This window comes from Pseudomonas sp. NFACC42-2 (assembly GCF_900116055.1).
Taxonomy (GTDB): domain Bacteria; phylum Pseudomonadota; class Gammaproteobacteria; order Pseudomonadales; family Pseudomonadaceae; genus Aquipseudomonas; species Aquipseudomonas marginalis.
On sequence record NZ_FOZO01000002.1, the window covers coordinates 667,809 to 693,475 of the forward strand.

22 protein-coding genes are annotated in these 25,667 nt (G+C 61.1%); 11 read left to right on the forward strand and 11 right to left on the reverse strand.

What is annotated here, in order from left to right:
- Positions 1-15 precede the first annotated feature (15 nt).
- Positions 16-1,410, reverse strand: a complete 1,395-nt coding sequence (gene sctC, locus BM416_RS06910; protein ID WP_092486934.1) for a type III secretion system outer membrane ring subunit SctC — start codon at positions 1,408-1,410, stop codon at positions 16-18.
- Positions 1,411-1,716: 306 nt separating this feature from the next.
- Here sctC and BM416_RS06915 point away from each other — a divergent pair, with 306 nt between their 5' ends.
- The 5 genes from BM416_RS06915 (at position 1,717) to cobA (ending at position 7,411) form a co-directional block, all read left to right on the forward strand.
- On the forward strand, positions 1,717-2,943 hold the full coding sequence (locus BM416_RS06915; RefSeq protein ID WP_092486785.1) for a CmpA/NrtA family ABC transporter substrate-binding protein: 1,227 nt from the start codon (positions 1,717-1,719) through the stop codon (positions 2,941-2,943).
- A gap of 13 nt (positions 2,944-2,956) precedes the next feature.
- Positions 2,957-3,532 carry an ANTAR domain-containing response regulator gene (locus tag BM416_RS06920; RefSeq protein ID WP_027603690.1) on the forward strand — a complete coding sequence of 192 codons (576 nt, stop codon included), beginning with the start codon at positions 2,957-2,959 and terminating at the stop codon, positions 3,530-3,532.
- 227 nt (positions 3,533-3,759) lie between these two features.
- A complete protein-coding gene (locus tag BM416_RS06925; protein WP_027603689.1) occupies positions 3,760-4,971 on the forward strand; it encodes a nitrate/nitrite transporter in 1,212 nt (403 codons plus the stop codon).
- Positions 4,971-6,641: a bifunctional protein-serine/threonine kinase/phosphatase gene (locus BM416_RS06930; RefSeq protein ID WP_092486787.1), complete on the forward strand. Its 1,671-nt coding sequence runs from the start codon at positions 4,971-4,973 to the stop codon at positions 6,639-6,641. The genes BM416_RS06925 and BM416_RS06930 overlap by 1 nt, the downstream gene beginning before the upstream one ends.
- A gap of 26 nt (positions 6,642-6,667) precedes the next feature.
- Positions 6,668-7,411 (forward strand): uroporphyrinogen-III C-methyltransferase, encoded by a 744-nt coding sequence (cobA, locus tag BM416_RS06935; RefSeq protein WP_092486790.1) that lies wholly within the window; start codon positions 6,668-6,670, stop codon positions 7,409-7,411.
- A gap of 59 nt (positions 7,412-7,470) precedes the next feature.
- On the opposite strand, the gene BM416_RS06940 is transcribed toward cobA, so the two are convergent.
- The 8 genes from BM416_RS06940 to ppsA form a co-directional block, all read right to left on the reverse strand.
- A complete protein-coding gene (locus BM416_RS06940) occupies positions 7,471-8,451 on the reverse strand; it encodes an OmpA family protein (protein ID WP_027603686.1) in 981 nt (326 codons plus the stop codon).
- Positions 8,452-8,558: 107 nt separating this feature from the next.
- On the reverse strand, positions 8,559-9,149 hold the full coding sequence (sigX, locus tag BM416_RS06945) for an RNA polymerase sigma factor SigX (RefSeq protein WP_003175518.1): 591 nt from the start codon (positions 9,147-9,149) through the stop codon (positions 8,559-8,561).
- 87 nt (positions 9,150-9,236) lie between these two features.
- On the reverse strand, positions 9,237-10,061 hold the full coding sequence (locus tag BM416_RS06950; protein ID WP_003175519.1) for a mechanosensitive ion channel family protein: 825 nt from the start codon (positions 10,059-10,061) through the stop codon (positions 9,237-9,239).
- Positions 10,062-10,063: 2 nt separating this feature from the next.
- Positions 10,064-10,309, reverse strand: coding sequence for a hypothetical protein (locus BM416_RS06955; RefSeq protein ID WP_015885347.1), 246 nt, complete (start codon positions 10,307-10,309; stop codon positions 10,064-10,066).
- A gap of 86 nt (positions 10,310-10,395) precedes the next feature.
- Entirely contained in the window at positions 10,396-11,391 is a 996-nt protein-coding gene (locus BM416_RS06960; protein ID WP_027603685.1) for a zinc transporter ZntB, read from the reverse strand.
- Between the two features lie 25 nt (positions 11,392-11,416).
- On the reverse strand, positions 11,417-11,908 hold the full coding sequence (rraA, locus tag BM416_RS06965; RefSeq protein WP_092486793.1) for a ribonuclease E activity regulator RraA: 492 nt from the start codon (positions 11,906-11,908) through the stop codon (positions 11,417-11,419).
- Positions 11,909-12,096: 188 nt separating this feature from the next.
- Entirely contained in the window at positions 12,097-13,086 is a 990-nt protein-coding gene (locus tag BM416_RS06970; RefSeq protein ID WP_092486796.1) for an alpha/beta fold hydrolase, read from the reverse strand.
- Positions 13,087-13,190: 104 nt separating this feature from the next.
- Positions 13,191-15,566 (reverse strand): phosphoenolpyruvate synthase, encoded by a 2,376-nt coding sequence (gene ppsA / locus BM416_RS06975; RefSeq protein WP_027603682.1) that lies wholly within the window; start codon positions 15,564-15,566, stop codon positions 13,191-13,193.
- A gap of 177 nt (positions 15,567-15,743) precedes the next feature.
- Between ppsA and BM416_RS06980 the strand changes: the two genes are divergently transcribed.
- On the forward strand, positions 15,744-16,562 hold the full coding sequence (locus BM416_RS06980) for a posphoenolpyruvate synthetase regulatory kinase/phosphorylase PpsR (protein ID WP_065940680.1): 819 nt from the start codon (positions 15,744-15,746) through the stop codon (positions 16,560-16,562).
- 187 nt (positions 16,563-16,749) lie between these two features.
- Here the strand turns inward: BM416_RS06980 and BM416_RS06985 are convergent, their stop codons facing one another.
- A complete protein-coding gene (locus tag BM416_RS06985; protein WP_092486799.1) occupies positions 16,750-18,174 on the reverse strand; it encodes an aminotransferase-like domain-containing protein in 1,425 nt (474 codons plus the stop codon).
- Between the two features lie 160 nt (positions 18,175-18,334).
- On the opposite strand from BM416_RS06985, the gene BM416_RS06990 reads away from it, so the two are divergent.
- From BM416_RS06990 to BM416_RS07010, 5 genes are read left to right on the forward strand one after another with little or no spacing between them, the layout of a single operon-like run.
- Positions 18,335-19,228 (forward strand): DMT family transporter, encoded by an 894-nt coding sequence (locus tag BM416_RS06990; RefSeq protein WP_161985727.1) that lies wholly within the window; start codon positions 18,335-18,337, stop codon positions 19,226-19,228.
- Positions 19,229-19,251: 23 nt separating this feature from the next.
- A complete protein-coding gene (gene moeB / locus BM416_RS06995; RefSeq protein WP_092486802.1) occupies positions 19,252-21,114 on the forward strand; it encodes a molybdopterin-synthase adenylyltransferase MoeB in 1,863 nt (620 codons plus the stop codon).
- Positions 21,115-21,129: 15 nt separating this feature from the next.
- Complete coding sequence (locus BM416_RS07000; RefSeq protein WP_092486804.1) at positions 21,130-22,044, forward strand: PLP-dependent cysteine synthase family protein; 915 nt, start codon at positions 21,130-21,132, stop codon at positions 22,042-22,044.
- A gap of 37 nt (positions 22,045-22,081) precedes the next feature.
- Positions 22,082-23,074 carry a serine O-acetyltransferase gene (locus BM416_RS07005; RefSeq protein ID WP_065940684.1) on the forward strand — a complete coding sequence of 331 codons (993 nt, stop codon included), beginning with the start codon at positions 22,082-22,084 and terminating at the stop codon, positions 23,072-23,074.
- A 2-nt stretch (positions 23,075-23,076) separates the two neighbouring features.
- Entirely contained in the window at positions 23,077-23,805 is a 729-nt protein-coding gene (locus BM416_RS07010) for an alanyl-tRNA editing protein (protein WP_027603675.1), read from the forward strand.
- Positions 23,806-24,061: 256 nt separating this feature from the next.
- Here the strand turns inward: BM416_RS07010 and prpD are convergent, their stop codons facing one another.
- Positions 24,062-25,546, reverse strand: a complete 1,485-nt coding sequence (prpD, locus tag BM416_RS07015; protein ID WP_092486807.1) for a 2-methylcitrate dehydratase — start codon at positions 25,544-25,546, stop codon at positions 24,062-24,064.
- Positions 25,547-25,667 lie beyond the last annotated feature (121 nt).

Sequence of the window (25,667 nt, forward strand, 5' to 3'; positions counted from 1 at the left end):
GGGTCAACACCTTATTCACGGAGAGCTATCGCCACCCGGGCGTACAAACGCACGTTGCACGCGCTCGTATTGCGCTGCACTCAACGGTGGTGCACCCACGCCTGTCGCCAACGCCTTCAACTCGCTACCCGCGGCCCGGGCCTGAATGACAAACAGGCGAACCTTGGCCGAGCCGGCTGGAACGGTGCTGCGCCCCGATTCATGTGCCTCACGGCTGAACGCTCCCAGCCACAGGCGCTTGCTCTGCGCGACCCTCACCACACTGCTGGCACTCACTCGTCCGACCGCGGTCGGTTTGCCGCGCCGCCCCGCCTGGCTCAATTGTCGACCATCCTCGACATGGAGCAGCATCTCGATCTGGTTCGCTTCGGCAAAACGCGGCAGTACGCTGACCTGGGAGCCGTATTGCACGGGCTTCCAATCAGCATGGTCGGCTCCGGGAGCCGGCAGGTAGAAGGTGTGGTTATCCTGGAACACGGCCGGCACATTCTCCTGGGTGAGAATCACCGGCAACGTCATCACCCTTGCTCGCCGCCGGCGCTCCAGCGTGGCGATTTGCGCCATCACGCGGTTATCGTCCATCGGCTCCAGAATGCGCGTGGCCTGGGCCTTCCCATCCTTGTCCCAGTCAAAACCCAGCTTTTTCAGCTCGTCACGGTCCATGTCCACCATCCATAGCGAGACTTCGATAGACCGCTTGGGCGTGTCCAACTCCGCCACCAGGCGCTCGATGAACCGCAACTGCGCAGGTTTACCCTTGATCAGCAGGCTATTGGTATCCGGGTATGCGATCACCACCAGGTTCTTGTCGGCCAGCAATCCCTTCTGTTCAGAACCCAACAGGGTTTCGATCGTCGACGCGATTCCCGGCAGCGTGACCTTTTCGTCACCCATGGCATACCCACGGTCTGCCACGTGGGTGTTGAGTACCTGAACGACAGCAAACGCCTGGTTACCTACTTGTAATTCAGCACGCTCGCGATCCATCAATTGGGCCAGGCGCAAAACGTGGTCGACATAATGAGGTGGCCCGGACACATCGAATGTGCGTGCCCCGCTCACGCGCAGGGGGTAGCGCGTCTCATCAAGCCCCGAACGGCGCATGAGGCCACGAAACCGCTCGACAGATATATGCCGCAGCACCACTGCCGAACGTTTTGCCTCGCTGGCGTTGTAGAGGTAGAGCGCTTGGCCATCGCTGTACCAGATCAAGCCGTACTGCAACGCAAGCGTCTCCAGGGCGTGCAGCGGCATAGCGAGGTCAATGACCTCGCTGATGCGTATGCGCGCCACTTCACTGCTCACGACGATGGGCAGGCCCATGGGCACGGACAAGGCGGTAAAGACGGTATGCAGGCTCTCGTCCTGCGCCTGGTAGGTTTCGCCCCGGGCACCGGCACTTCCCAGCATCAGCGCGGCAAACAGCAGCCAGAGACAGGGAGTGGTTACGGAAAAGTGAGCGTACACCTTGGATTTCCTGGGCGGCCTGGCAGTAAGAAGCGGCCATACTGAGAGGCAGCCGAGTTTCAATCTTGATGAAAAGTTGACGGCTGGCGGCGCCCATCGGCCCGTGGCATGTGCCTTGCTACGGACTCTGTATCAAGGCGCGCACCAACGGCGGAGCGGGCTTACGGACAAAGGCGTCGTTACCCGCAATGGCCTTGCATCGCCATCTGAGGGAACGACGCTTTTTTGTGAAAGAAAAGGTAGGTGTTGATGAACGATTCGGTTGGCAACAGCCCGATGAACGACCCGCTGGCCTGGGTCAACGGCAGTGATGCCCCGGAAAAGAGCAGCCTTGACCTGGGTTTCATGGCCTTGAGCGATTGCGCATCCCTGGTGGTGGCGGCGACTCAGGGTTTCGCACAGCCGTATGGCTTGACCCTCAACCTCAAGCGCCAATCTTCATGGGCCAACCTGCGGGACAAACTGGTCAGCGGCGAACTGGACGCCGCCCACAGCCTGTACGGGCTGGTCTATGCCGTGCACCTGGGCATCGGCGGCGTTGCACCTACCGACATGGCAGTCTTGATGGGGCTGAACCAGAACGGCCAAAGCATCAACCTGTCCCGCAGCCTGCAACAGCAGGGAGTGGTCACTCCTGAGGCACTGGACCGCCACGTGCACCAAAGCCGAACAAAACTGACTTTCGCCCAGACCTTTCCCACAGGCACTCACGCCATGTGGTTGTACTACTGGCTGGCGAGCCAAGGCATTCATCCGCTACAGGATGTGGACAGCGTCGTGGTACCGCCCCCGCAAATGCTCGCGCACCTGCAGGCCGGGCGTATCGATGGCTTTTGCGTCGGCGAGCCCTGGTGTGCCAGTGCCGTCAAGCAAAACCAGGGCTTTACCCTGGCGACCACCCAGGCGATCTGGCCGAACCATCCGGAAAAGGTGCTCGGCTGCACCCAGGCGTTTGTCGACCAGTACCCCAACACCGCCCGCGTGCTGGTGATGGCGATCCTGGAGGCCAGCCGCTTTATCGAGCAAAACACCGAAAACCGTCGCTCCACCGCACAACTGCTCAGTGGCCGCGAGTACCTCGATGCCCCGCTCGACTGCATCGAGCCGCGCTTGCTGGGCGCCTATGACGATGGCCTGGGCAACCAATGGCAGGACCCCCACGCCCTGCGTTTTTTTGCCGATGGCGAGGTCAACCTGCCCTACCTCTGCGACGGCATGTGGTTCATGACCCAGTTTCGACGCTGGGGCCTGTTGCGCGAAGACCCTGACTACCTGGGCGTGGCGCGCCAAGTGCAACAGCTGGCGCTGTATCGTCAGGCCGCCGAGGCACTGGGCCTCGGCGACAACGGCGAGGATATGCGCAGCAGTCAACTGATCGACGGCAAGATCTGGGACGGCTCGGATCCCGCCGGCTACGCGCGCAGCTTCCGCCTGCATGCCATGGCAGACCCTACCAGCCGCCAAGCCTTGCGCTGACAGGAGGATTTCCATGCTGCGAATCCTGTTGATCAACGACACGCCGCGCAAAGTCGGCCGCCTGAGGACAGCGCTGATCGAGGCTGGCTTTGAAGTGATCGATGAATCCGGCCTGACCATCGACCTGCCTGCGCGCGTCGAAACGGTGCGCCCGGACGTCATCCTGATCGATACCGAGTCACCGGGCCGCGATGTGATGGAGCAAGTGGTACTGGTCAGCCGCGACCAGCCCCGGCCCATCGTGATGTTTACCGACGAGCACGACCCCGACGTGATGCGCCAGGCCATCAAGTCCGGGGTCAGCGCCTACATCGTCGAAGGCATTCAGGCGCAGCGCCTGCAACCGATCCTCGACGTGGCCATGGCTCGCTTCGAGAGCGACCAGGCCTTGCGCGCCCAACTCCAGGCCCGTGACCAGCAGTTGGCCGAGCGCAAGCGCATCGAGTTGGCCAAGGGCATGCTGATGAAAATGAAGGCCTGCAATGAGGAAGAGGCCTACACCCTGATGCGCCGCCAGGCCATGAGCCGCCAGCAGAAACTGATCCAGGTGGCGGAGCAGATCATCGCCATGAGTGAACTGCTCGGCTGAACACTCGAAACAACAGGTTGGCACAGGACTTGCCAAGTAATCACCACAGGTAACCAACGGCGGTTGCCCCTTCACGACAAAGACGTCGCACACCCGGTTTGCCCTCGCGAACCCGGTGGCGGCGTTTTTTTGTTTTGGCCCCGGTAGCACGGGGCCGGTGGGGCGGCCTCAGCCGGCGGCTCCATCACCAGGCCTTCTTACAAGACTCCCAACCGTTGAGGTGCGTGATGAAATCAAGCTTCTGGAAATCCGGGCACACCCCGACCCTGTTTGCCGCGTTCCTGTATTTCGACCTGAGCTTCATGGTCTGGTATTTGTTGGGCCCCCTGGCGGTGCAGATTGCCGCCGACCTGCACCTGACCACCCAACAACGCGGCCTGATGGTGGCTACGCCGATCCTGGCCGGCGCGGTGCTGCGCTTCCTGATGGGCATGCTGGCGGACAAGCTGTCGCCCAAGACCGCCGGGCTGATTGGCCAGGTGATTGTGATCGTCGCCTTGTTCAGCGCCTGGAAACTGGGTATTCACAGCTACGAACAAGCCTTGTTGCTGGGGTTGTTCCTCGGCATGGCCGGCGCGTCCTTTGCGGTGGCACTGCCGCTGGCGTCCCAATGGTACCCGGCCGAACACCAGGGCAAGGCCATGGGCATCGCCGGTGCCGGTAACTCGGGCACGGTGTTCGCGGCGTTGCTGGCCCCGGTGCTGGCGGCGGCGTTTGGCTGGAGCAATGTGTTCGGCTTTGCGCTGATTCCGCTGATCCTGACGCTGATCGTCTTCGCCTGGCTGGCACGCAATGCACCCGAGCGGCCGAAAGCCAAGTCCATGGCCGATTATTTCAAGGCCCTGGGCGACCGCGACAGCTGGTGGTTCATGTTTTTCTACAGCGTGACCTTCGGCGGTTTTATCGGCCTGGCCAGCGCCCTGCCCGGCTATTTCAACGACCAATACGGCCTGAGCCCCATGACTGCCGGTTACTACACCGCCGCCTGCGTGTTCGGTGGCAGCCTGATGCGCCCACTGGGCGGCGCCCTGGCCGACCGTTTCGGCGGAATCCGCACCTTGCTCGGCATGTACAGTGTCGCGGCGATCTGCATTGCGGCAGTGGGTTTCAACCTGCCCAGCTCCTATGCGGCACTGGCGCTCTTCGTCTGCACCATGCTCGGCCTGGGCGCGGGCAATGGCGCGGTGTTCCAGTTGGTGCCACAGCGTTTCCGGCGTGAGATCGGTGTGATGACCGGCTTGATCGGCATGGCCGGCGGCATCGGCGGTTTCGCCCTGGCCGCGGGCATGGGCGCAATCAAGCAGAGCACCGGCAGCTATCAACTGGCCTTGTGGCTGTTCGCCAGCCTGGGCGTACTGGCCTGGTTCGGCCTGCATGGCGTCAAGCGTCGCTGGAGAACCACCTGGGGTTCGGCCGCAGTGACCGCTGCGCGCGTCTGATGAGCCTGCAACTGAGCGTCGCCCATGCCAGCGCCATCGGCCCACGGGCGGAAAACCAGGATGCGCTGCGGGTCGTCACCCCCGCAGCGGAACTGGCGGCGAGCAAAGGTTACCTGTGCGCCATGGCCGACGGTGTGAGCCAGTGCGCCGACGGCGGCCTGGCCGCACGCTCGACTTTGCAGGCCCTGGCCCTGGATTACTACGCCACGCCGCAAACCTGGGGTGTGGCACAGGCATTGGAGCGCTTGCTGCTGGCGCAAAATCGCTGGTTGCAGGCCAATGGCGGCGGCCAGCCGTTGCTGACCACCCTCAGTGCCCTGGTCTTTCGCGGCCAGCGTTTCACCCTGGCGCATGTCGGTGATTGCCGGGCGTATCGCTGGCTGGACGGTGAGTTGCAGCGCATCAGCGAAGACCATGTGTGGGAACAGCCGGGCATGCAGCACGTGCTCAAGCGTGCCCTCGGCCTGGATCAGCACCTGGTGCTGGATTTTCTCGACGGTCAATTGCGCGAAGGTGAGTGCTTCCTGCTGCTCAGCGACGGCGTCTGGGCCACCCTGGGCGATCACAGCATCAGCGCGATCCTGCGCGAACAAACCGACCTGGACCTGGCGGTCACCACGCTGGTCAATGCCGCACACCTGGCGGGTAGCCAGGACAATGCCAGCGCCTTGCTGGTGCGCGTCGACACGCTGGGCGCCGCCACTCTCGGCGACGCCCTGGTGCAATTGCAGCAATGGCCCTTGCCACCGCTGCTGAAATCCGGGCAACGCTTTGAAGGCTGGCAGGTGGACAGCGTGCTGGCGCAAAGCAGGCAGTCGTTGCTGTACCGGGTGCGCGATGCCCAACAGCAACCCTGGCTGCTGAAAACCTTGCCACTGAGCCGCGACGACGACAGCGACGCCGGCCAGGCATTACTGTCGGAAGAGTGGTTTTTGCGGCGGGTAGCCGGGCGTGCCTTTCCTGAGGTGCACGCCGCCAGCGGGCGCCAGCACTTGTACTACGTCATGCGGGAATACCCGGGGCAGACCCTGGCCGAGCTGTTCCAGCACCAGGGCCCATTGCCCCTGGCGCAATGGCAGTCCGTCGCCGAGCGTTTGCTGCGCGCAGTCGGCATGCTGCACCGACGGCAGATCCTGCACCGCGACATCAAGCCGGAAAACCTGCTGCTGGGGGATGACGGTGAATTGCGCGTGCTGGATTTCGGCCTGGCCTACTGCCCCGGTCTTTCAGAGGACCGTGCCCACGCACTGCCCGGCACCCCGAGCTTTATCGCGCCCGAAGCGTTCAATGGCGACCGTCCGACAGCCCAGCAGGATTTGTACAGCGTAGGCGTCACCTTGTATTACCTGTTGACCGGGCATTACCCCTACGGGGAAATCGAAGCCTTCCAACGGCCTCGATTTGCCCAGGCTGTCAGCGCCAGCCGCTATCGCCCGGACCTCCCCGATTGGCTTCCCCTGAGCCTGGAGCGGGCCGTGGCTGCCCAGCCGGCGCATCGCTATGAAACCGCCGAGGAATGGTTGCTGGTGCTGGAACAGGCGGACCGCCATGAACTGAGCATCCGCCCCAGGCCCTTGCTGGAGCGCGAACCGTTGAAGGTCTGGCGCACCTTGGGCCTGGTCTCGATGCTGATCAATCTGATTCTTCTGTATTCACTCTTTCACAACTGACGTCAGCTCTAGACGAGGAAAAACCCATGAACGCAAAAGTCTGGCTGGTGGGCGCGGGCCCTGGCGATCCGGAGCTGTTGACCCTCAAGGCTGTACGGGCCCTGCACGAAGCCGATGTGGTACTGATCGATGACTTGGTCAACCCCGCAGTGCTGGAGCACTGCGCCGAAGCGCGGGTGATCACGGTCGGCAAACGCGGCGGCTGCCGCTCGACCCCGCAGGACTTTATCCACCGCCTGATGCTGCGTTACGCCCGCCAAGGCAAGTGCGTAGTGCGGCTGAAAGGGGGTGACCCGTGCATTTTCGGGCGAGGTGGCGAAGAAGCCGTGTGGCTGCGCGAACGCGGCGTCGAGGTAGAGTTGGTCAACGGGATCACCGCCGGGCTGGCGGGGGCAACGAATTGCGCGATTCCACTGACGCTGCGTGGCGTCAGCCGCGGTGTGACCCTGGTCACGGCCCATACCCAGGACGACAGCAGCCTTAATTGGCGCGCGTTGGCCGAGGGCGGGACGACATTGGTGGTGTATATGGGAGTGGCCAAGCTGGAGGAGATTCGCCAGCAATTGCTCGAAGGCGGGATGGCGGCAGATATGCCGGTGGCGATGATCGAGAACGCCTCACTGCCCCAACAGCGCGAATGCCGCAGTGAGCTGTCGCGGATGCATGAAGACGCACAGGCATTTGCCTTGAAGAGCCCGGCGATTCTGGTGATCGGCCATGTTGCGGCCGCCGAGCAGACGGCTTATGTCGCTGCCGCAATCAGCGCCTGAGGCAAATTCCAGGCGAAAAAAAACCCGGCCGAAGCCGGGTTTTTTCTACATCTCAGTAATTACTGAGCGGTAGCTTCAACCGACGCTTCTACGCGACGGTTAACAGCACGACCAGCTTCAGTTGCGTTGTCAGCAACTGGGCGGGATTCGCCGTAACCTACCGCGGTGATGCGGCTAGGCTGAACGCCATCTTTAACCAGGACTTGCTTAACAGCGTCAGCACGACGCTGGGACAGCTTCTGGTTGTAGGCGTCTGGACCTACGGAGTCAGTGTGACCAGCAACTTCTACGTTGGTAGCTGGGTACTGAGCCATGAAGTCAGCCAGGTTTTTCACGTCGCCGTAGCTGTTAGGCTTAACAACGGCCTTGTCGAAGTCGAACTTAACGTCCAGCTCAACACGAACAACCTGGGCAACTGGAGCTTCTGGCTCTGGAGTTGGCTCTGGAGCTGGTGCTGGGGTAGGAGCTGGAGCAGCTGCGCCAGCGTTACCGCCGAAGTTCACGCCCAGGCCAACCAGTGCGGAGTAGTCCCACTTGCCGTTGTCCAGACCGTAGTCAGCTTCAACACCGGCACGAGCGTACAGGTTGTTGGTGAAGTAGTACTTCACGCCGGTACCAACGGTAGCGAAGGTAGTCTGGTCGCGACCGCTGTGGCCGTCAGCCTGAACGTTGGTACGGCTCTGGTGACCGAAGCCGCCTTCTACGTATGGACGCAGGCTGTCTACGCCAGCTTGACCGAAGTGATACTGGGCAACCAGGCTGCCGGTATCGCCTTTGATCTTCTGGTTACCAGTACCGTCGTTCGAACGGGTGTGGTTGGTCTTGTCGTAGGACAGGTTCAAGGACAGGTCGTCGGTCAGGAAGTAACCGATGCGAGCGCCAGGATTGAAGCCGTCTTCGATGTGCTTGACGCTATCGTTGTACTGCTTCTTGTAGAACAGCTCGCCTTCAACTGCGCCTTGGCCTTGTGCCAGAACGCCGAAAGAAGTAGCGGCAATAAGAGAACCAATGGCCAAGCCCAAGGTGTTTTTCAGTTTCATCCGTTAAATCCCCATCTGGTGATTGTAAAGCAGTCCCACAAACCGGGGGACAACTCGGCGACAAGTCTAACAGAACTTGCCTACACGTAAGAGATATTTGCCACGCACTAAGTTTCAGTCTCGCCCGCAAATTTCTCACGTAATTTATCTAGAGCACGCTTGTAACGCATTTTTGTAGCACTCAAACCCATGTGCATGATGTCAGCGATTTCCTGGAACTCCAGCTCTGCGACAAATCGTAGCACCAGAATTTCCCGGTCAATCGGGTTCACATACACCAGCCAGCGATCAAGTCCGCCCTTCTCCTCGGGTGCCGGCGCCTTTTCTTCAGACGCCTCCTCAAGGGGGTCCAGACTCAAGGCGTCCATCAAGCGACGCTTTCGCCGTTCCTTCCGATACTGCGTGATGCACTCGTTGTAGGTGATGCTGTACAGCCACGTCTTGAACTTCGATTTGCCCTCGAAGTTCTTCAGGCCGTACAGCACCTTGAGCATCACTTCCTGACAGACATCATCCGCATCTCTATCGTTCCCTAAATACCTTGAACAAACGTTGAACAGAGTGCGTTGATATCTGCGCATCAATTCTTCATACGCGCGAGTTACGTGAAACAGCTCCGTGTGCGCGCGCGCGACCAACTCCTCATCAGAGAGCTCACGGGGGTCATAGCGCGTGGACAGCGTTTGGGCTTTATTCAAAACAAGTCGTGCCGACAGTCAGGTCAATGTCCGCTACAGCCCGGTCAGCCGGGCTTGCGGCGGCGTACATTAGCAGGGTTTACCGGGTTAGCGGCTACTGACCTGCTGCTCGAGGAGAATCCGATTGGACAGCGACACCAGGTCGCCGTCATCGGTCAGCACCGTCGTCTTGACTGTGCCGATCTCCTCGATTTGCCCTTCGACCTCGCCCACACGCACCTGTTGCCCAACCTGATACAACTCACGCACATAGATTCCCGCGAGAATCTGGCCGGCAATTTCCCGGCTTCCCAAGCCCATGGCCAGCGCAACGGCCAGACCAACGGTAATCAAAACGATGACGATCACGTGGTTGAGCAGGTCAGTCTTGACCTCCAACTGGCTGATCGCGACCGAAATACTGATGATGATCACCAGCCCCTGGGCGATACGCCCCAGGCCAGCGGCATAATCCAACCCCACCCCTTCAGCGGCGCCGCGCACCAGCCCGTTGGCCAGTTGAGCAAGCAAAACGCCTACGAGAAGCACCAGCGCGCCGCCGAAAACCTTCGGCAAATACAGCGCCAGCATGTCGAGCGTAGCTGAAACTCGCTCAAGTCCAAGGGATTGCGCTGCAGAAACCAGAAAAATCAGTAAAACAAACCAATAGACGATCTTGCCGATCAACGTGGAGATCGGCACTTGCAACCCGGCGCGGCCCAACAGCTTGGTCAGGCCAGTGCCGGCCATCAGGCGGTCAAGGCCCAGTTTTGCGAGCAGTTTGGACAGCAGGGTGTCGAGCAGCTTGGCCACGACAAAGCCCAGCAACACCAGGACCAAGGCACCAAACAGGTTGGGAATGAAATTCGCCACCTTGGTCCACAATGCGGTCATCGCGGTGACCAGGCTCTGGGTCCAGAGATCAAGTTCCATATTCAATCAGCCTTATCAGCAGTGCGAGCAAGAGGTTTACGACGGGAGACCGGTGATACATGGGCCGAACCGTTGTTCAGGGCCATCATCAACGCCGGCATCCAGCGGCCGAGCAGACCGAACAGGTCACCCGCGCCCACCTGGCGGTTAGCGGTTTTCAATACGCGGCCCAGGCAGGCATCGTCGTCGCGGTTGGACGGCGAGGCATTGAGCATGTCACGCAAAGACTGTTCGAACGGATCGTGCATAAAGACCTCTCGCAAGTGTTTTAAAAGACGAGGGTAAAATTCCTGGGGTCACATAGGACCCTTCCTACGTTCAGGTCATATTCAGCTCAAACCCAGCGCAATCGTCGAAACAGCCACCATTGTCCGAGTGCCACCGAGACCATCAACAGGCATGCAATCACGAATCCGTAGGGGCTGGCGGAGAACGGTATACCCCCCACATTTATACCCAGCAAACCGGTCAGGAAACTCATCGGCAGGAAGATTCCCGTGATGATCCCGAAGCGGTACATGGTGCGGTTCATGCGCACGCTCAAGCGCCGGTCTTCGGCCTCAAGCACAAGCCCCACGCGCTCCCGGGTCAATTCGAGCTCTTCCAGGTAGCGGGTCAGGCTGTTGTTCAATTCGTTCCAGTAGTCGGCATCGTCGTCACAGAACCACGGCAATTTTATCCGCGTGAGCTGGGCAAAAATATCCCGCTGCGGCGACAGGAAACGCTTGAGCCCGGCCGCTCGGCGACGGATCTGCAAAACACTGCCATGTTCAGGTGTATACCGTTCGTCGGTATCGAGTTTTTCTTCCTCTGCATCGACGATTTCCGACAAATCCGTGACCAGATCCTGGACCTTGTTGGTCAGGTACTGCGCCATATAAAGGATGAGCTCCGAAGCGGTTTTCGGCCCCTTGCCATCCGCCAACTGCACCAGCAGTTCATCGGTGGCGCGCAACGGGCGCAGACGCAGGGAGATCACGCGGCTGGCGGCAGCGAAGATACGTACCGAGACCATGTCTTCCGGCTCGGCCCCCGGGTTGAGGTTGACCCCGCGCAGGAACAGCAGCAACTCGGCATCCGGCAGCGGCAACAGGCGTGGGCGGGTGTTCTCCTCCAGCAGCAGGTCACAGGCGAATTCGCTCAAGCCACTGGATTTGCGCAGCCAGGTCTGGGTCTGGGGATGGCTGCGATCCCAGTGCAACCACAGGCTTTCCTGGGGCTGCAGTTGCAAGTCGTCGAGCTCAGTCCGGGCAATCGAACGCGCACCGCCTTTACCGTCCAGCACCAGGGCATGCACCAGCCCCCATTGCGCGTTTTCTTCCTCGAACATCCTCACCCCTGTCGGTTATTGCGGTTTATTCAGGCATCTGCAGCGGGCTTGGCGAGACGATCACGCCATTATTGTCGGCGTAGATGTACTCACCCGGGCGGAACGTCACACCCGCGAATGTCACCACGACGTTCAGGTCGCCGATGCCGCGCTTATCGGTTTTCATCGGATGACTGGCCAGCGCCTGTACCCCAAGGTCGGTCTGGGCGATCACATCGACGTCACGGATGCAGCCATAGATCACCAAACCTTCCCAACCGTTTTTCGCGGCTTTCTCGGCGATCATGTCGCCCAGCAGCGCGCGGCGCAGGGAACCACCACCGTCGACCACCAGCACCTTGCCGGCGCCCGGCTGGTCGGCCTGCTCCTTGACGAGGGAGTTATCTTCGAAACATTTGATGGTGACAATCTCGCCGCCAAAGGAGTCTCGGCCGCCGAAGTTGCTGAACATCGGCTCGACCACCTGCACCAGGTCCGGGTAGACGTCGCACAGGTCGGGGGTCACGTAATGGTTCATTGAAAAATTCCTTTCCGCCAAAGAAGTGTCTTTCGAAAGAAGCACCAGCCGAAGCCGGTGCGCAACATCCCATCCGCTTCATCGCAACGCAATAACCACTGCGCGACTGAATATGACCAGAAGCGTTTAACGCGTCATATATTAGCCGCAACCACACACGAGCGAAACGCCCTTGGCAGGGCCCTGGGTCAAACTACGACCAATGCCTCGGGCTTGGCACCCAATAAAGGTGTCAGTGGGTCGTTCAACCATTGCTCAACCAGCGGCCAGACCTCGGCCTGGGCGGCCTTGCTGACGAGCATTTCCACATGCCCGAAATCACCGCTGAACCCTTGCTGGCGCCCCAGGCAGAGGTACTGACGGTGTTCGGAGCCGATCTGCTCGAACAGCTTACGGCACGCCCAGTCCGGATCCTGCCGATCGCCCGCCGCGCTGACGGCCAACAGCGGCACATCGACGTCCGCCAGGCCTTTCCACCAATCGCGCTTACCCTCGCCAAAACGGCCGAACAGGCCATTCCAGCGCATGGCTTCGATCAGCACGCCGGCCGGTTCGTCCTCCGGGCCCCGCTTGAGCCGCGAGCCGGACACTGCGCCGAAGCGCTTCAACAGCAGACGGCCGGTCCACTCCACTGGAGGAAGTTTCAATGGCCAGTGGCTGCGACTGACCTGGCAGCCAAACATTGCCACCGAGGCCACTGCCGGCGCACCCAGATGCTGCCCACCCAGGGCAGCCGCCAGGGTTGTAGCGCCGAGAGAATGACCCACCCAATGGGGAATCTGCGCACTTTGCTCACGCACAAAGGCGCCAATGGCCGGCAGATCGTAACGCGCGTAGTCGGCGACGCGGTTGCGGGCGTAGTCCTGGTTGCGCCGGGACAGCCCATGACCGCGCATTTCCGGGATCCACACATCGAACCCCTGGCGTGCCAGGTAGGCGCCCAGGCCGATCCCCTTGGGCGAATACCAGAAACGCCGGTTGGAAAAACTGCCGTGCAACAAAATAACCGGGATGCCCCGGTTTTCCGGGACATCGGCCAGGCCCAAACGGGTCACAGCCAGCTCGACGGTACCGTCGGGGCTGTTACCGGGCTTGAGGCGATACACGTCTTCACTCAGGTCGCCACGACGCTCAGCGCTGATCAGGGCGACAGGAAACAGGTTGCTGCTGCTTTGCATAATGCTCTTGCACAAAAAAGGGCGACGTCCGCAAGGATTCCGCCCTGTACAGATAAGAATGCCGGTCACCCTGACGGGGGACCGGCACTTTTGACATGACGACCTCAGGCGGACGCTTGGCCTTCCGCCAGGAAGAACCAGGTTTCCAGCACGGAGTCAGGGTTCAGCGAGACGCTTTCGATACCCTGCTCCATCAGCCATTTGGCCAGGTCCGGGTGATCGGAAGGGCCCTGGCCGCAGATACCGATGTACTTGCCGGCCTTGTTGCACGCCTGGATGGCATTGGCCAGCAGCTTCTTGACCGCAGGGTTACGCTCGTCGAACAGGTGAGCGATGATCCCGGAATCGCGGTCCAGGCCCAGGGTGAGCTGGGTCAGGTCGTTGGAACCGATGGAGAAGCCATCGAAGAACTCCAGGAACTCTTCGGCGAGGATGGCGTTGGACGGCAGTTCGCACATCATGATCACGCGCAGGCCGTTTTCGCCGCGGGACAGGCCATTTTCGGCCAGCAGGTCGACGACCTGGCTCGCTTCGCCCAGGGTACGCACGAACGGCACCATGATCTCGACGTTGGTCAGGCCCATCTCGTTGCGCACACGCTTGAGTGCGCGGCATTCAAGCTCGAAGCAGTCACGGAAGGCTTCACTGATGTAACGCGAGGCGCCACGGAAGCCCAGCATCGGGTTTTCTTCTTCGGGCTCGTAGAGCTTGCCGCCGATCAGGTTGGCGTATTCGTTGGACTTGAAGTCCGACAGGCGCACGATGACCTTTTTCGGGTAGAACGCCGCCGCCAGGGTGCTGATGCCTTCCACCAGCTTCTCGACGTAGAAGCCCACCGGGTCGTCGTAGCCGGCGATGCGCTTGTCCACGCTTTCCTTGATGTCCAGCGGCAGGCCGTCGTAGTTCAACAGGGCCTTGGGGTGCACGCCGATCATGCGGTTGATGATGAACTCCAGGCGGGCCAGGCCCACACCGGCGTTCGGCAACTGCGCGAAGTCGAAGGCACGGTCCGGGTTGCCGACGTTCATCATGATCTTGAACGGCAGGTCGGGCATGGCGTCGATGGAGTTTTGCTTGATGTCGAAGCCCAGCTCGCCTTCAAAGATGAAGCCGGTGTCGCCTTCGGCACAGGACACGGTCACGCCCTGGCCATCCTTGAGCAGTTGGGTGGCGTTGCCGCAACCGACCACTGCCGGAATCCCCAGTTCGCGGGCGATGATCGCCGCGTGGCAGGTACGCCCGCCACGGTTGGTGACGATGGCGCTGGCACGCTTCATCACCGGTTCCCAGTCCGGGTCGGTCATGTCGGAAACCAGCACGTCGCCAGGCTGGACTTTGTCCATCTCGGACACGTCCTTGATGATCCGCACCTTGCCGGCGCCGATACGCTGGCCGATGGCACGGCCTTCCACCAGTACGGTGCCGGTTTCTTTCAGCAGGTAGCGTTCCATGACGTTGGCCGAGGTGCGGCTCTTCACGGTTTCCGGGCGGGCCTGCACGATGTACAGCTTGCCGTCGTCACCGTCCTTGGCCCATTCGATGTCCATCGGGCACTGGTAGTGCTTTTCGATGATCATCGCTTGCTTGGCCAACTCGCTGACTTCCGCGTCGCTCAGGCAGAAGCGCGCGCGCTCGGCCTTGTCGACGTCCACGGTTTTCACCGAACGACCGGCCTTGGCCTCGTCGCCGTAGATCATCTTGATCGCCTTGCTGCCCAGGTTGCGGCGCAGGATGGCCGGGCGGCCGGCTTCAAGGGTGTGCTTGTGCACGTAGAATTCGTCGGGGTTGACCGCGCCTTGTACAACGGTTTCGCCCAGGCCGTAGGCGCCGGTGATAAACACCACGTCACGGAAGCCCGACTCGGTGTCGAGGGTGAACATCACGCCGGCGGTGCCGGTTTCCGAACGCACCATGCGCTGCACGCCGGCAGACAGGGCCACCAGCTTGTGGTCGAAACCCTGGTGCACACGGTAGGAAATGGCGCGGTCGTTGAACAGCGAAGCGAACACTTCCTTGGCGGCACGGATCACGTTTTCCACGCCGCGGATGTTAAGGAAGGTCTCTTGCTGGCCGGCGAAGGAGGCGTCGGGCAGGTCTTCGGCGGTGGCCGAGGAGCGCACGGCGACGGCCATGTCCGGGTTGCCGGCCGACAGGGTGGCGAAGGCGGTGCGGATTTCTTCGTTGAGCTTCTCGGGGAACTCGGCTTCCATGATCCATTGGCGGATCTGGGCGCCGGTTTTGGCCAGGGCGTTGACGTCATCGACGTCCAGGGCATCCAGCGCGGCGTGGATCTGAGCGTTGAGGCCGCTCAGTTCGAGGAAATCGCGGTAGGCCTGGGCCGTGGTGGCGAAACCACCCGGCACCGACACACCTGCGCCTGCAAGATTACTGATCATCTCGCCGAGGGATGCGTTCTTGCCCCCTACGTGCTCTACATCATGGACGCCGAGCTTATCGAGGGAAACTACGTACTCTACCAAGGTGATCTCTCCACTAACTGTGTTGGAAAAGCTCAGGACGCCGGCTGCTCGTAGGAGCGATTACCTGCGTTTGTGGCCTGGACCTGGAAAATAAGTGAGAATGCGGCCCACTATGGGACGGCAAAATCGCGCCTATCATATCCAAGATTCGTCATCAGCTTAAGGCCCAGGGCTCAAATGAAACGATCTGCTTTCTTTATCTCCGACGGCACCGGCATTACCGCCGAAACCCTGGGTCAGAGCCTGCTCGCGCAGTTCGAAAACAATACCTTCGCCAAATTCACGCGGCCCTATATCGACAGCGTGGATAAAGCGCGGGCCATGGTACAACAAATCAATCTGGCGGCTGAAAAAGACGGCTTTCGGCCGATCATTTTCGACACCATCGTCAATCAAGACATCCGTGAGATTCTCGCAACGTCGAATGGTTTCATGATCGACATTTTCTCGACGTTCCTGGCGCCGCTGGAGCTGGAGTTGAGCGAACACTCCTCCTATTCGGTCGGAAAGTCCCATTCCATTGGGCATAACTCCAATTATATGGAGCGTATCGAGGCGGTGAACTTCGCCCTCGACAACGACGACGGCGCCCGCACCCACTACTACGACAAGGCCGATCTGATCCTGGTCGGCGTGTCGCGCTGCGGCAAAACGCCCACCTGCCTGTACATGGCCATGCAATTCGGCATCCGTGCGGCCAACTACCCGCTGACCGAAGACGACATGGAGCACCTGACGCTGCCCGCAGCGCTGCGCGCCCATTCGCACAAGCTGTTCGGCCTGACCATCGACCCGGACCGTCTCACCGCCATCCGCAACGAGCGCAAGCCCAACAGCCGCTACTCCAGCTATGCCCAGTGCGAATTCGAAGTGCGCGAAGTAGAAAATCTGTTCCGTCGCGAGAACATTGCGCACATCAATTCCACGCATTTTTCGGTGGAAGAGATTTCGGCGAAGATTCTGGTGGAGAAAGGAGTGGAGCGGCGCTTCAAATAATGCCTTGAGACACTGTTTTACTGTGGTGAGCGGGCTTGCCCCGCGCTGGGCTGCGCAGCAGCCCCAATCGAGATAAATGCGGTGTGTCAGCCAGTTCTCGCTGACTGGTTTGGGGCTGCTTCGCAGCCCAGCGCGGGGCAAGCCCGCTCACCACAACGAGCCTGCTCACAGCATGGACGTCCACTCGCTATAGGTGAAACCGCCCTCCCCCTTGCCCCAACGCCGTCGCCAACGCATCAAACCCCGCCCGCAACAACTGATCATCCCCCGAGGTATTGCAGATACTCGCCCGAATGAACTGCGGCACCGCCGTCTGCCCCACGGCAAACGCCTCGGCGGTGGCGATCAGGTAATTATTCTGCTTGAGCTCCGCCTCGATTTCCGACGCGCGCCAGGGCTCCGGCACCTCGATCCAGAAGTGCGGGCTGTTCAGGTGGGTGCGGTACGCCAGGCCCGCCAACAAATCCTGCACCAACGCTTTGCGTCGGCTGATCTCGTTGATCTGTTGGCGCAGCAGGTATTCAGCCGTGCCGTTTTCGATCCACTGCGTCGCCAGTTCCAGGGTCACCGGCGTGGCCATCCAGCAGGTGGAGCGCAAGGCCGCCGAGATACGGCTGACCAGCGCCGGGGGCGCATGCACATAGCCCACACGCAGCCCGGCAGACACGGCCTTGCTCAGGCTGCTGATCAAAATCGTACGTTCGGGGGCGAAATGGCTGAGGGGCGGTGGACGGTCTTCAACCAATACGCCGTGGGCTTCGTCCTCAAGAATCAGCAGATTATGTTCCCGGCATACCTTCACCAGTGCTTCTCGGCGCGCCACGGATAACACCGCCGTGGTCGGGTTCTGGATGGTCGGCGTGCAATACAACGCTGAAACCCGGTGATTACGACAGACTTCATCCAGCGCGCTCGGCAGCACGCCTTCTTCGTCCATCTCCAGGCCGATCAGGCGGATACCCAGCATGCGAGCCGCGGTGATCAGCCCCGGGTAAGTCAATTGTTCGGTGACCACCGTATCGCCGGCGCGCAGCAGGGCCATCATCGCGCACAGCAGGCCATGCTGGCCGCCGTTGACGCAGATCACCTGCTCGGGGATCGGATGAAAATCACACTGCACCAGCCACTGCGCCCCCGCGTCGCGATAACGCGGCAGGCCGGCATCCGGGGTGTAGGCGCTGATGTCCTGGAGGAACTTGGCGTTAGTCGACAGGGTTTGGAAGCTCTGTGCCAGGAAGGTGGTTTCCTGACCCGGGATATGCATGTTGCGACTCATGTCGAAGTACTGGCGCGGCTCCTCGCTGAAGTTACGAAAGCCTTCATCACGCTGGCGCTCCATCCCACGCTTGCGGACGAAAGTGCCGTCACCCACTCGCGCTACCACCAAACCCAGACGCTCCAGCTCACCGTAGGCCCGGCTGATGGTGCCGATGGTCACCCCCAGATTGTCGGAAAGCACCCGATGAGGCGGCAGTTTTCGTCCCGGCTCAATCAAGCCTTCAAGGATGCCCCGTTCCATGACATCGGACAGGCGCTTGTACTTCACGCCCTGCCCGTTGGACAACCCCTCACGCATAATTGACACCATGTCAATATTTGTTTTGACAGCCATCTTTCGCCCTAATAGTGTGCTTTTACGGGTTCAATCGCCGAATTTCATAACTCATTACAAGTTCAATATAGAGTTCAATTCAGGCTCAGGGAAGCAATAAACGATGCCAATGTCCGCCGTTCTTGAAAACACCGCCAAAACCAAAACGCAAAAACAGTGGCTGGCCGGGCTGGTGACCAGCGTGATGTTCCTGATCGTGTGCCTGAGCTGGGGCACCACGTGGCTGGGGATCAAGATCGCCGTGGAGAGCGTGCCGCCGCTGACGTCCGCCGGCCTGCGCTTCCTGATCGCCTTCCCGCTGTTCCTGTGTTTTGCCAAGGTGCGCCGCGAGCCCATCCTGTTTCCCCGCGAGAGCCGCTGGTTCTTCGTGTTCGTGACCCTGTCCTACTTCAGCGTGCCCTACTACCTGCTCAACTACGGCGAGATGCATGTGTCATCCGGTCTTACCGCTCTGCTGTTCAGTTGCATGCCGGTGTTCATCCTGATTTTCTCCGCGTTGTTCCTGCGCGAGCGCATCTACTTTTCCCAGGTGGTCGGCATCGGTATCGGCTTCGGCAGCCTCTACATGATCATCAGGAGCCAGGGCCTGCACCTGGACCACGCCGAGTTCCTGGGGGTACTGGCGATCCTGGCGGCCGCGATCATGCACGCCTTGTGCTACGTCATCACCAAGCAAAAAGGCAGCGCCATCAGCGTGATCACCTACAACACCCTGCCCATCGGGATTGCCGGGCTGATGCTGTTCGTGGCCGGGCTGTGGTTTGAAACGCCGACCTTCGAAGCCATCACCCTGCGCTCCTGGAGCGCGCTGTTCTACCTGGGGCTGGTGGCCTCGGTAGGTGGGTTCATCGTGTATTTCATGCTGCTCAAGCGCTTGAGCCCGATCATCCTGTCGTTCGTGTTCATAATCTTCCCGGTGTTCGCGGTGATCATCGGTGCCTGGTACGAAGGCGTGGCGATTTCCCGCGACCTGATGCTGTATTCGGCCATCCTGCTGGCCGGCTTTGCGATCACCAAGTTGCCGATTGAAAAACTCCTGGCCAAGAAAAATTGACCTTCCATCAACGCGAGAGAAACATGGACGTCCTCCGCCCAAAAGCCCTGGAACAGATCTACGCCCACGCCAGCCGCAGCTACCCCGAGGAATGCTGCGGCTTCGTCTTCGCCGACGGCAGCGTGTACCTGGGCAGCAACATCCAGAACGAACTGCACCGCAAAAACCCCGAGATGTACCCGCGCAGCGCGGCCAATGGCTACACCTTCTCGGTGGCCGACACCCTGCTGATGAACAAGGCGTTTCGCAGCGACAACCCGGTGGTGGTGATCTACCACTCCCACCCGGATGTCGGCGCCTATTTCAGCGATGAAGACCAGGACAAGGCCCTGTTCATGGGCGAGCCGATCTACCCCGTCAGTTACCTGGTGGTCGACGTTCGCCAGGGCCAGGCCCTGGGTTCAAAACTGTTTGCCTGGGATGGCGAGCATTTCACCCTTAACCCCTTCAACGACCTGCACACGGAGTTGTCCATGAACGCTGTCTCTTTCCCCGACATTCTGGTTCGCGTGGCCAAGCTGCCGGAATCGACCCTCGAGGGCGCCGGATCGACATTGCGCGAAGTCATTGAAAACCTCTGCAGCAGCCACCCACAGTTGCGCGCCCATCTGTTTCACGAAAGGAACAACCAGCTCAAGGAACACTTCCTGTTCACCGCCGAGGAAGAGCTGATCGGCGCCGATGACCGGCTGCCGGAAAAAGCCCGCATCGAAGTGCTGCTCGCCACCTCCGGCGGCATTGACGTCGACAGCCTCAGCAATGAGGAAGTGCAACGTTATGTGCGCCATATCACCCTGCCTGGCGTCGGTCGCGAAGGCCAGTTGAACCTCAAGAAAGCCAAGGTCCTGATCATCGGCACCGGTGGCCTGGGGTCGCCCATCAGCCTGTACCTGGCAGCGGCCGGTGTCGGTACCCTGGGGCTGGTGGATTTCGACGTGGTGGAAAGCAGCAACCTGCAACGCCAGATCGTCCACGGCAACAGCACCCTGGGCATGCCCAAGGTCGAGTCGGCCAAGCAACGCTTGCAGGACCTCAACCGCCATATCCAGATCAACGCCCACGACACCGCCCTGAACGCCGACAACGCCCTGGAACTGGTGGGCGCCTATGACCTGGTCATCGACGGCACCGACAATTTCGACACCCGCTACCTGGTCAACGACGCCTGCGTGCAACTGGGCAAACCCCTGGTGTACGGCGCCATCTACCGCTTCGACGGGCAGATCAGCGTGCTCAACTACCAAGGCGGGCCGTGCTACCGCTGCCTGTTCCCCAGCGCACCGCCCGCGGAACTGGCGCCCAATTGCAGCGCCGGAGGGGTGATCGGCGTGCTTCCCGGGGTGGTCGGGATGATCCAGGCCACCGAGGCGATCAAACTGTTGATCGGCATTGGCGAGCCCCTGTCCGGCCGCCTGATGCGCTTCGATGCACTGGCGATGAAGTTCAGCGAAATCCGCTTCAAGCGCCGTGCCGACTGTCCGTGCTGCTCCGACCTGCGCCACAGCGAAACCCTGGCGCCAGCCGTCTGTGCGGACGCCGTACCCAGCCAACCGTCCCTGGCCGAAGAGCGCTACATCAAGCCGCGCGGACTCAAGCAGGTACTCGAACACCCCAGCAGCGCCGACGTGCTGCTGGATGTGCGCGACGCCAGCGAACTGGAGGTGTGCAAATTACCGGGGGTGGTGCATATCCCCCTGGCCGAGCTGGATGGCCAACTCGGGCGCCTCAGCCGCGACAACACCCATTACCTGATCTGCTACGCCGGCACCCGCGCCGAGCAAGCGGCCAGCACCCTGTTGGCGGCGGGTTTCGCCAACACCAAAGTCCTGCAAGGTGGCATGAAACACTGGGTTCGCGACGTCGAACCCGACATGCCGTTGTACTGATCCGGGGGCTGACCGATGCTGCATAACTCTATCCTCGACGCCATCGGCCATACGCCGATCGTCCGCCTGGCGCAGTTTTCCGAAGACCTCGGCATCGAGGTCTACGCCAAGCTCGAATCCCTCAACCCGGGGGGTAGCCACAAGGCGCGCATCGCCCTGGGCATGATCCTCGACGCCGAGCGGCGCGGCGTGCTGATCCGTGACTCCGGGCAAACCATCATCGAACCCAGCGGTGGCAATACCGGCATCGGCCTGGTGATGGCCGGCAACGTGCTGGGCTACAAGGTGGTGCTGGTGATCCCGGACAACTACAGCCCCGAAAAACAAAAGCTGCTGCGCCTGTACGGCGCCAAGGTGGTGCTCTCGGACAGCCGCCTCGGCAATAATTCCCACGGTGAAAAATGCATGGAGTTGCAGCTGGAAAACCCCAGCTACGTGATGCTCAATCAGCAACGCAACGGCGCCAACCCGCAAACTCACCGTGACACCACCGCGCCGGAAATCCTTCGAGCCTTCGGTGATCGCCGCGTGGATTATTTTGTCAGCGGCATCGGCACCGGCGGCCATATCACCGGTATCGGCGAAACCCTCAAGGCCGCCTGGCCAGCCCTGCGCGTGTTGGGCGTGGAGCCCGAAGAATGCGACCTGCTGAAGAACCAGCACGCGCCGCACCATATCCAGGGCCTGTCGATCGGCCTGATCCCGAGCATCCTCAACCTGGAGGTGATCGACGGCATGCTCAAGGTCTCGCGCCAGGACTGCATCGACATGATCAAACGCATCATGCGCACCGATGCCATCAGCCTGGGCCTGTCCTCCGCCGCCAACATGGTGGCCATCGCCAGGCTCGCCCCCGAATTACCGCCCGAAACGGTGGTGTTGACCATGGTCTACGACAATGCCGACAGCTACCTGCCCAGTTTCGAATAACCGGTTTTCCAACCATCCAGAATGCGGGGATGCCTCCATGGGCGGCTTTATCGACATGCAACAGTTGCACGATGAGTTGCTCACCCAGCTCATCAAGACCCTCACCCCCATGCAGATGAAACAGCTGGAGCCGCACCTCGCGCCGCTGATCCAGAATGCCGCCCAGGCGGTGGCCGAAGACCTGATCGCCTATGCCTATCGCGATCCGGCATCCCGTGGCCGCGGCGAACTGATCCTGGAGTCCTACGCCTCGTTCAAGGCGGTGCTCTATTACCGGCTTGCACATCAGGTGTGGAATTTCCCCGACCAGACCAACGGCGTGTTTTCACGCATCGCCCTCAAGCTGAGCAACCAGGGCAAGGTCCTGTCCGGGGCCGAAATCCACCCGGCGGCGCGTATCGGCCGGCGCTTTGTGCTCGACCACGGCTACGGCACGGTAATCGGCGAGACCTGCGAGATCGGCAACGACTGCTACATCCTCTGCGGCGTAACCCTGGGTGCCCGCGGCATCGCCAACAACCCCGATGGCAAGCGTCATCCGCGCCTGGGCAACAACGTCGAGGTCGGTTCCGGCGCCCGCGTGCTGGGCTATGTGCTGATCGGCGACAACGTGTTTATCAGCCCCTCCTGTGTGATCACCCAGGACGTACCCGCCGGCACCAAGGTGAAGGTGGTGAACCAGATCCAACTGCAAAAAAACGATGAATCGGACCACAGCAACTACCTCGGGGCCTTCGCCCTGGATGAGCGCCTGCACGTGGTCGGCGAGGTCAATGCCAGCCACAAGGTCACGGTGCTGGACGCCGACTTTCATCCGTTGCAAGGCCTGATGCTGGAGCCAACGGTGAAGGAACGTCACCACCTGCAATTCAGGCTGCACCGCCTCGAATCCGGCAACTACCTGCCACGCCTGCCGCTGAACCTGAAAGTCTGCGGGCCGGAATTCGAAATCACCCTGCTCTCCCCCCCTGGCTTGAGCGCGATGGTGCGCCACCTGCTGCAAGCCAGCCCACTGATAGTCGGAGGTTGAACATGTCCGTGCACACCATGGAAACCCTGGCGCTGTTTGACAGCGCGCCCTACCAGAACGCATTCAGCGCCCGGGTGATTGCCGTCAGCGAACACGGCATCGCCCTGGAGCACACCCTGTTCTACCCCACCGGCGGCGGCCAACCCGGCGATACCGGCCACCTGACCCTGGCGGACGGTACCCGGGTCGACGTGACCGGCACGGTGCGCGACCCGGTGCTGCGTTCGATCATCTGGCACCAGGTGGAACACTGCCCGGAGCAGTTGATCGCCGGCGTGCTGGTGGACGCCGGCCTGGATTGGGAGCGGCGCTACCAGCACATGAAAATGCACACCTGCCTGCACCTGCTGTGCTCGCTCATCGACGCACCGGTGACCGGTTGCAGCATCAGTGCCGACAAAGGCCGCCTGGATTTCGACCTGCCGGAAATGACCCTCGACAAGGACAGCATCACCCGTGACCTCAATGCGCTGATCGAACAGGCCCACGAGGTGAAGACCCTGTCGATGCCGGCTTCGGAGTACGCCACCCTGCTGCAGATCACCCGCACCCAGGCGGTTGCGCCGCCGGTGATCCAGGGTTCGGTACGGGTGATTGAAATCGGCGGGATCGATATCCAGCCGTGCGGCGGTACCCATGTGCTCAACACCGAGGAAATCGGCCGGGTGTTCTGCGAGAAGATCGAGAAGAAGAGCAAGCACAACCGCCGGGTGATCCTGCGGTTTGAGTGAACACGATTCAACGTGTGGGAGGGGGCTTGCCCTAATGCCAGTCAGTTAAGAAGTAGAAAGGGTAAAAAAGTAACCTGTGGCGAGGGAGCTTGCTCCCGTTGGACTGCGCAGCAGTCCCGTTTTTTTAAACCAAGAGCTGGGGCCGCTTCGCGGCCCAACGGGAGCAAGCTCCCTCGCCACAGGTACGGTGTTCGCCCTTAACTGACTGGCATTAGGGCTCGCCCCCCCCCCCACATTTTTAGTTTTGCGTCGCCTGCTAGATGACGAACAGGTCCACGAAACGATTGACCGGCGTGGCCTCGAGCTTCGTCTGGTCCGTGCACAACGCAAAGATCTCGGCACTGCGCTGGGCGGTAAAGCGCGTGGCCAGGTTGGCCTTGAACTTGTCTTCCAGCAACGCAATGCCCTCCACTCGACGACGGCGATGGCCGATCGGGTATTCCACCGCCACTTGCTCGGTGCTGGAGCCATCCTTGAAGAACACCTGCACCGCATTGGCGATGGAACGCTTGTCGGCTTCCAGGTATTCACGGCTGTAGCGCGGGTCTTCGACGATGACCATCTTGTCGCGCAACTGATCAATGATCGGGTGAGCGGCGTGGAATGCATCCTCGTAGTGCTCGGCCACCAGGTTGCCGAATGCCAGGGGCACGGCGGTCATGTATTGCAGGCAATGGTCGCGGTCGGCGGCGTTGGCCAGTGGCCCGGCCTTGGAGATGATGCGAATCGCCGACTCATGGGTGGTGATCACGATACGCTCGATGTCGTGCAGGCGATCCTTGACCAACGGATGCAAGGTCACCGCGGCTTCACAGGCGGTCTGCGCGTGGAACTCGGCGGGGAAGCTGATCTTGAACAACACGTTTTCCATCACGTAGGTGCCATACGGCTGGGACAAGCTGAACGCACGCGTGTCCTCAGGCTTGAGCGCCAGGTCTTTGTTGGTGTGGCTGAACAGCACGTCGTAGAAGCCCCATTGCGGCGCGCTCAGCACACCGGGGATGCCCATTTCGCCGCGCAGGGCGATGTCCGCCAGGCGCACGCCGCGACTCGACGCATCCCCCGCCGCCCAGGATTTGCGCGAGCCGGCATTCGGCGCATGGCGATAAGTGCGCAAGGCCTGGCCATCGACGAAGGCGTGAGACAGCGCCGACAGCAATTGCTCGCGGTTGGCGCCCATCAGCTTGGCGGTAACCGCCGTGGAGGCGACTTTCACCAATAGCACATGGTCGAGGCCGACGCGGTTGAACGAGTTTTCCAGGGCAATCACACCCTGGATTTCGTGGGCCATGATCATCGCATCCAGCACCGCGCGCACGGTCAGCGGCGCGTCGCCATTGGCCACGCGCTGTTGCGACAGGTGATCCGCCACGGCAAGGATGCCGCCGAGGTTATCCGAGGGATGCCCCCATTCGGCGGCGAGCCAGGTGTCGTTGTAGTCGAGCCAGCGCACGATGCAGCCAATGTCCCAGGCCGCCTTGACCGGGTCCAGGCGAAACGAGGTGCCCGGCACCCGCGCGCCAAACGGCACCACCGTGCCTTCAACCATCGGCCCCAGGTGCTTGGTGCACTCGGGAAAACGCAGGGCCAGCAGGCCGCAACCGAGGGTGTCCATCAGGCAGTTACGGGCGGTGTCCAAGGCGGCCTGGGACTCGATCCGGTAGTTGAGGACATAGTCGGCAATGTCCTGCAAAACCGGGTCGTAGTCGGGGCGATTGTTCTGGTCGACGTTGGTGCTCATGGCAGATCTCCAAAGTGAGTTAGGGTTGTTGCATCCTCAGGGTCAGGGTTGATCGTTTCGCAGGTCTGAATGCCTGTTTATGACTGTGGGAGGGGCTTGCCCCTCCCACAGGGGATTGGTG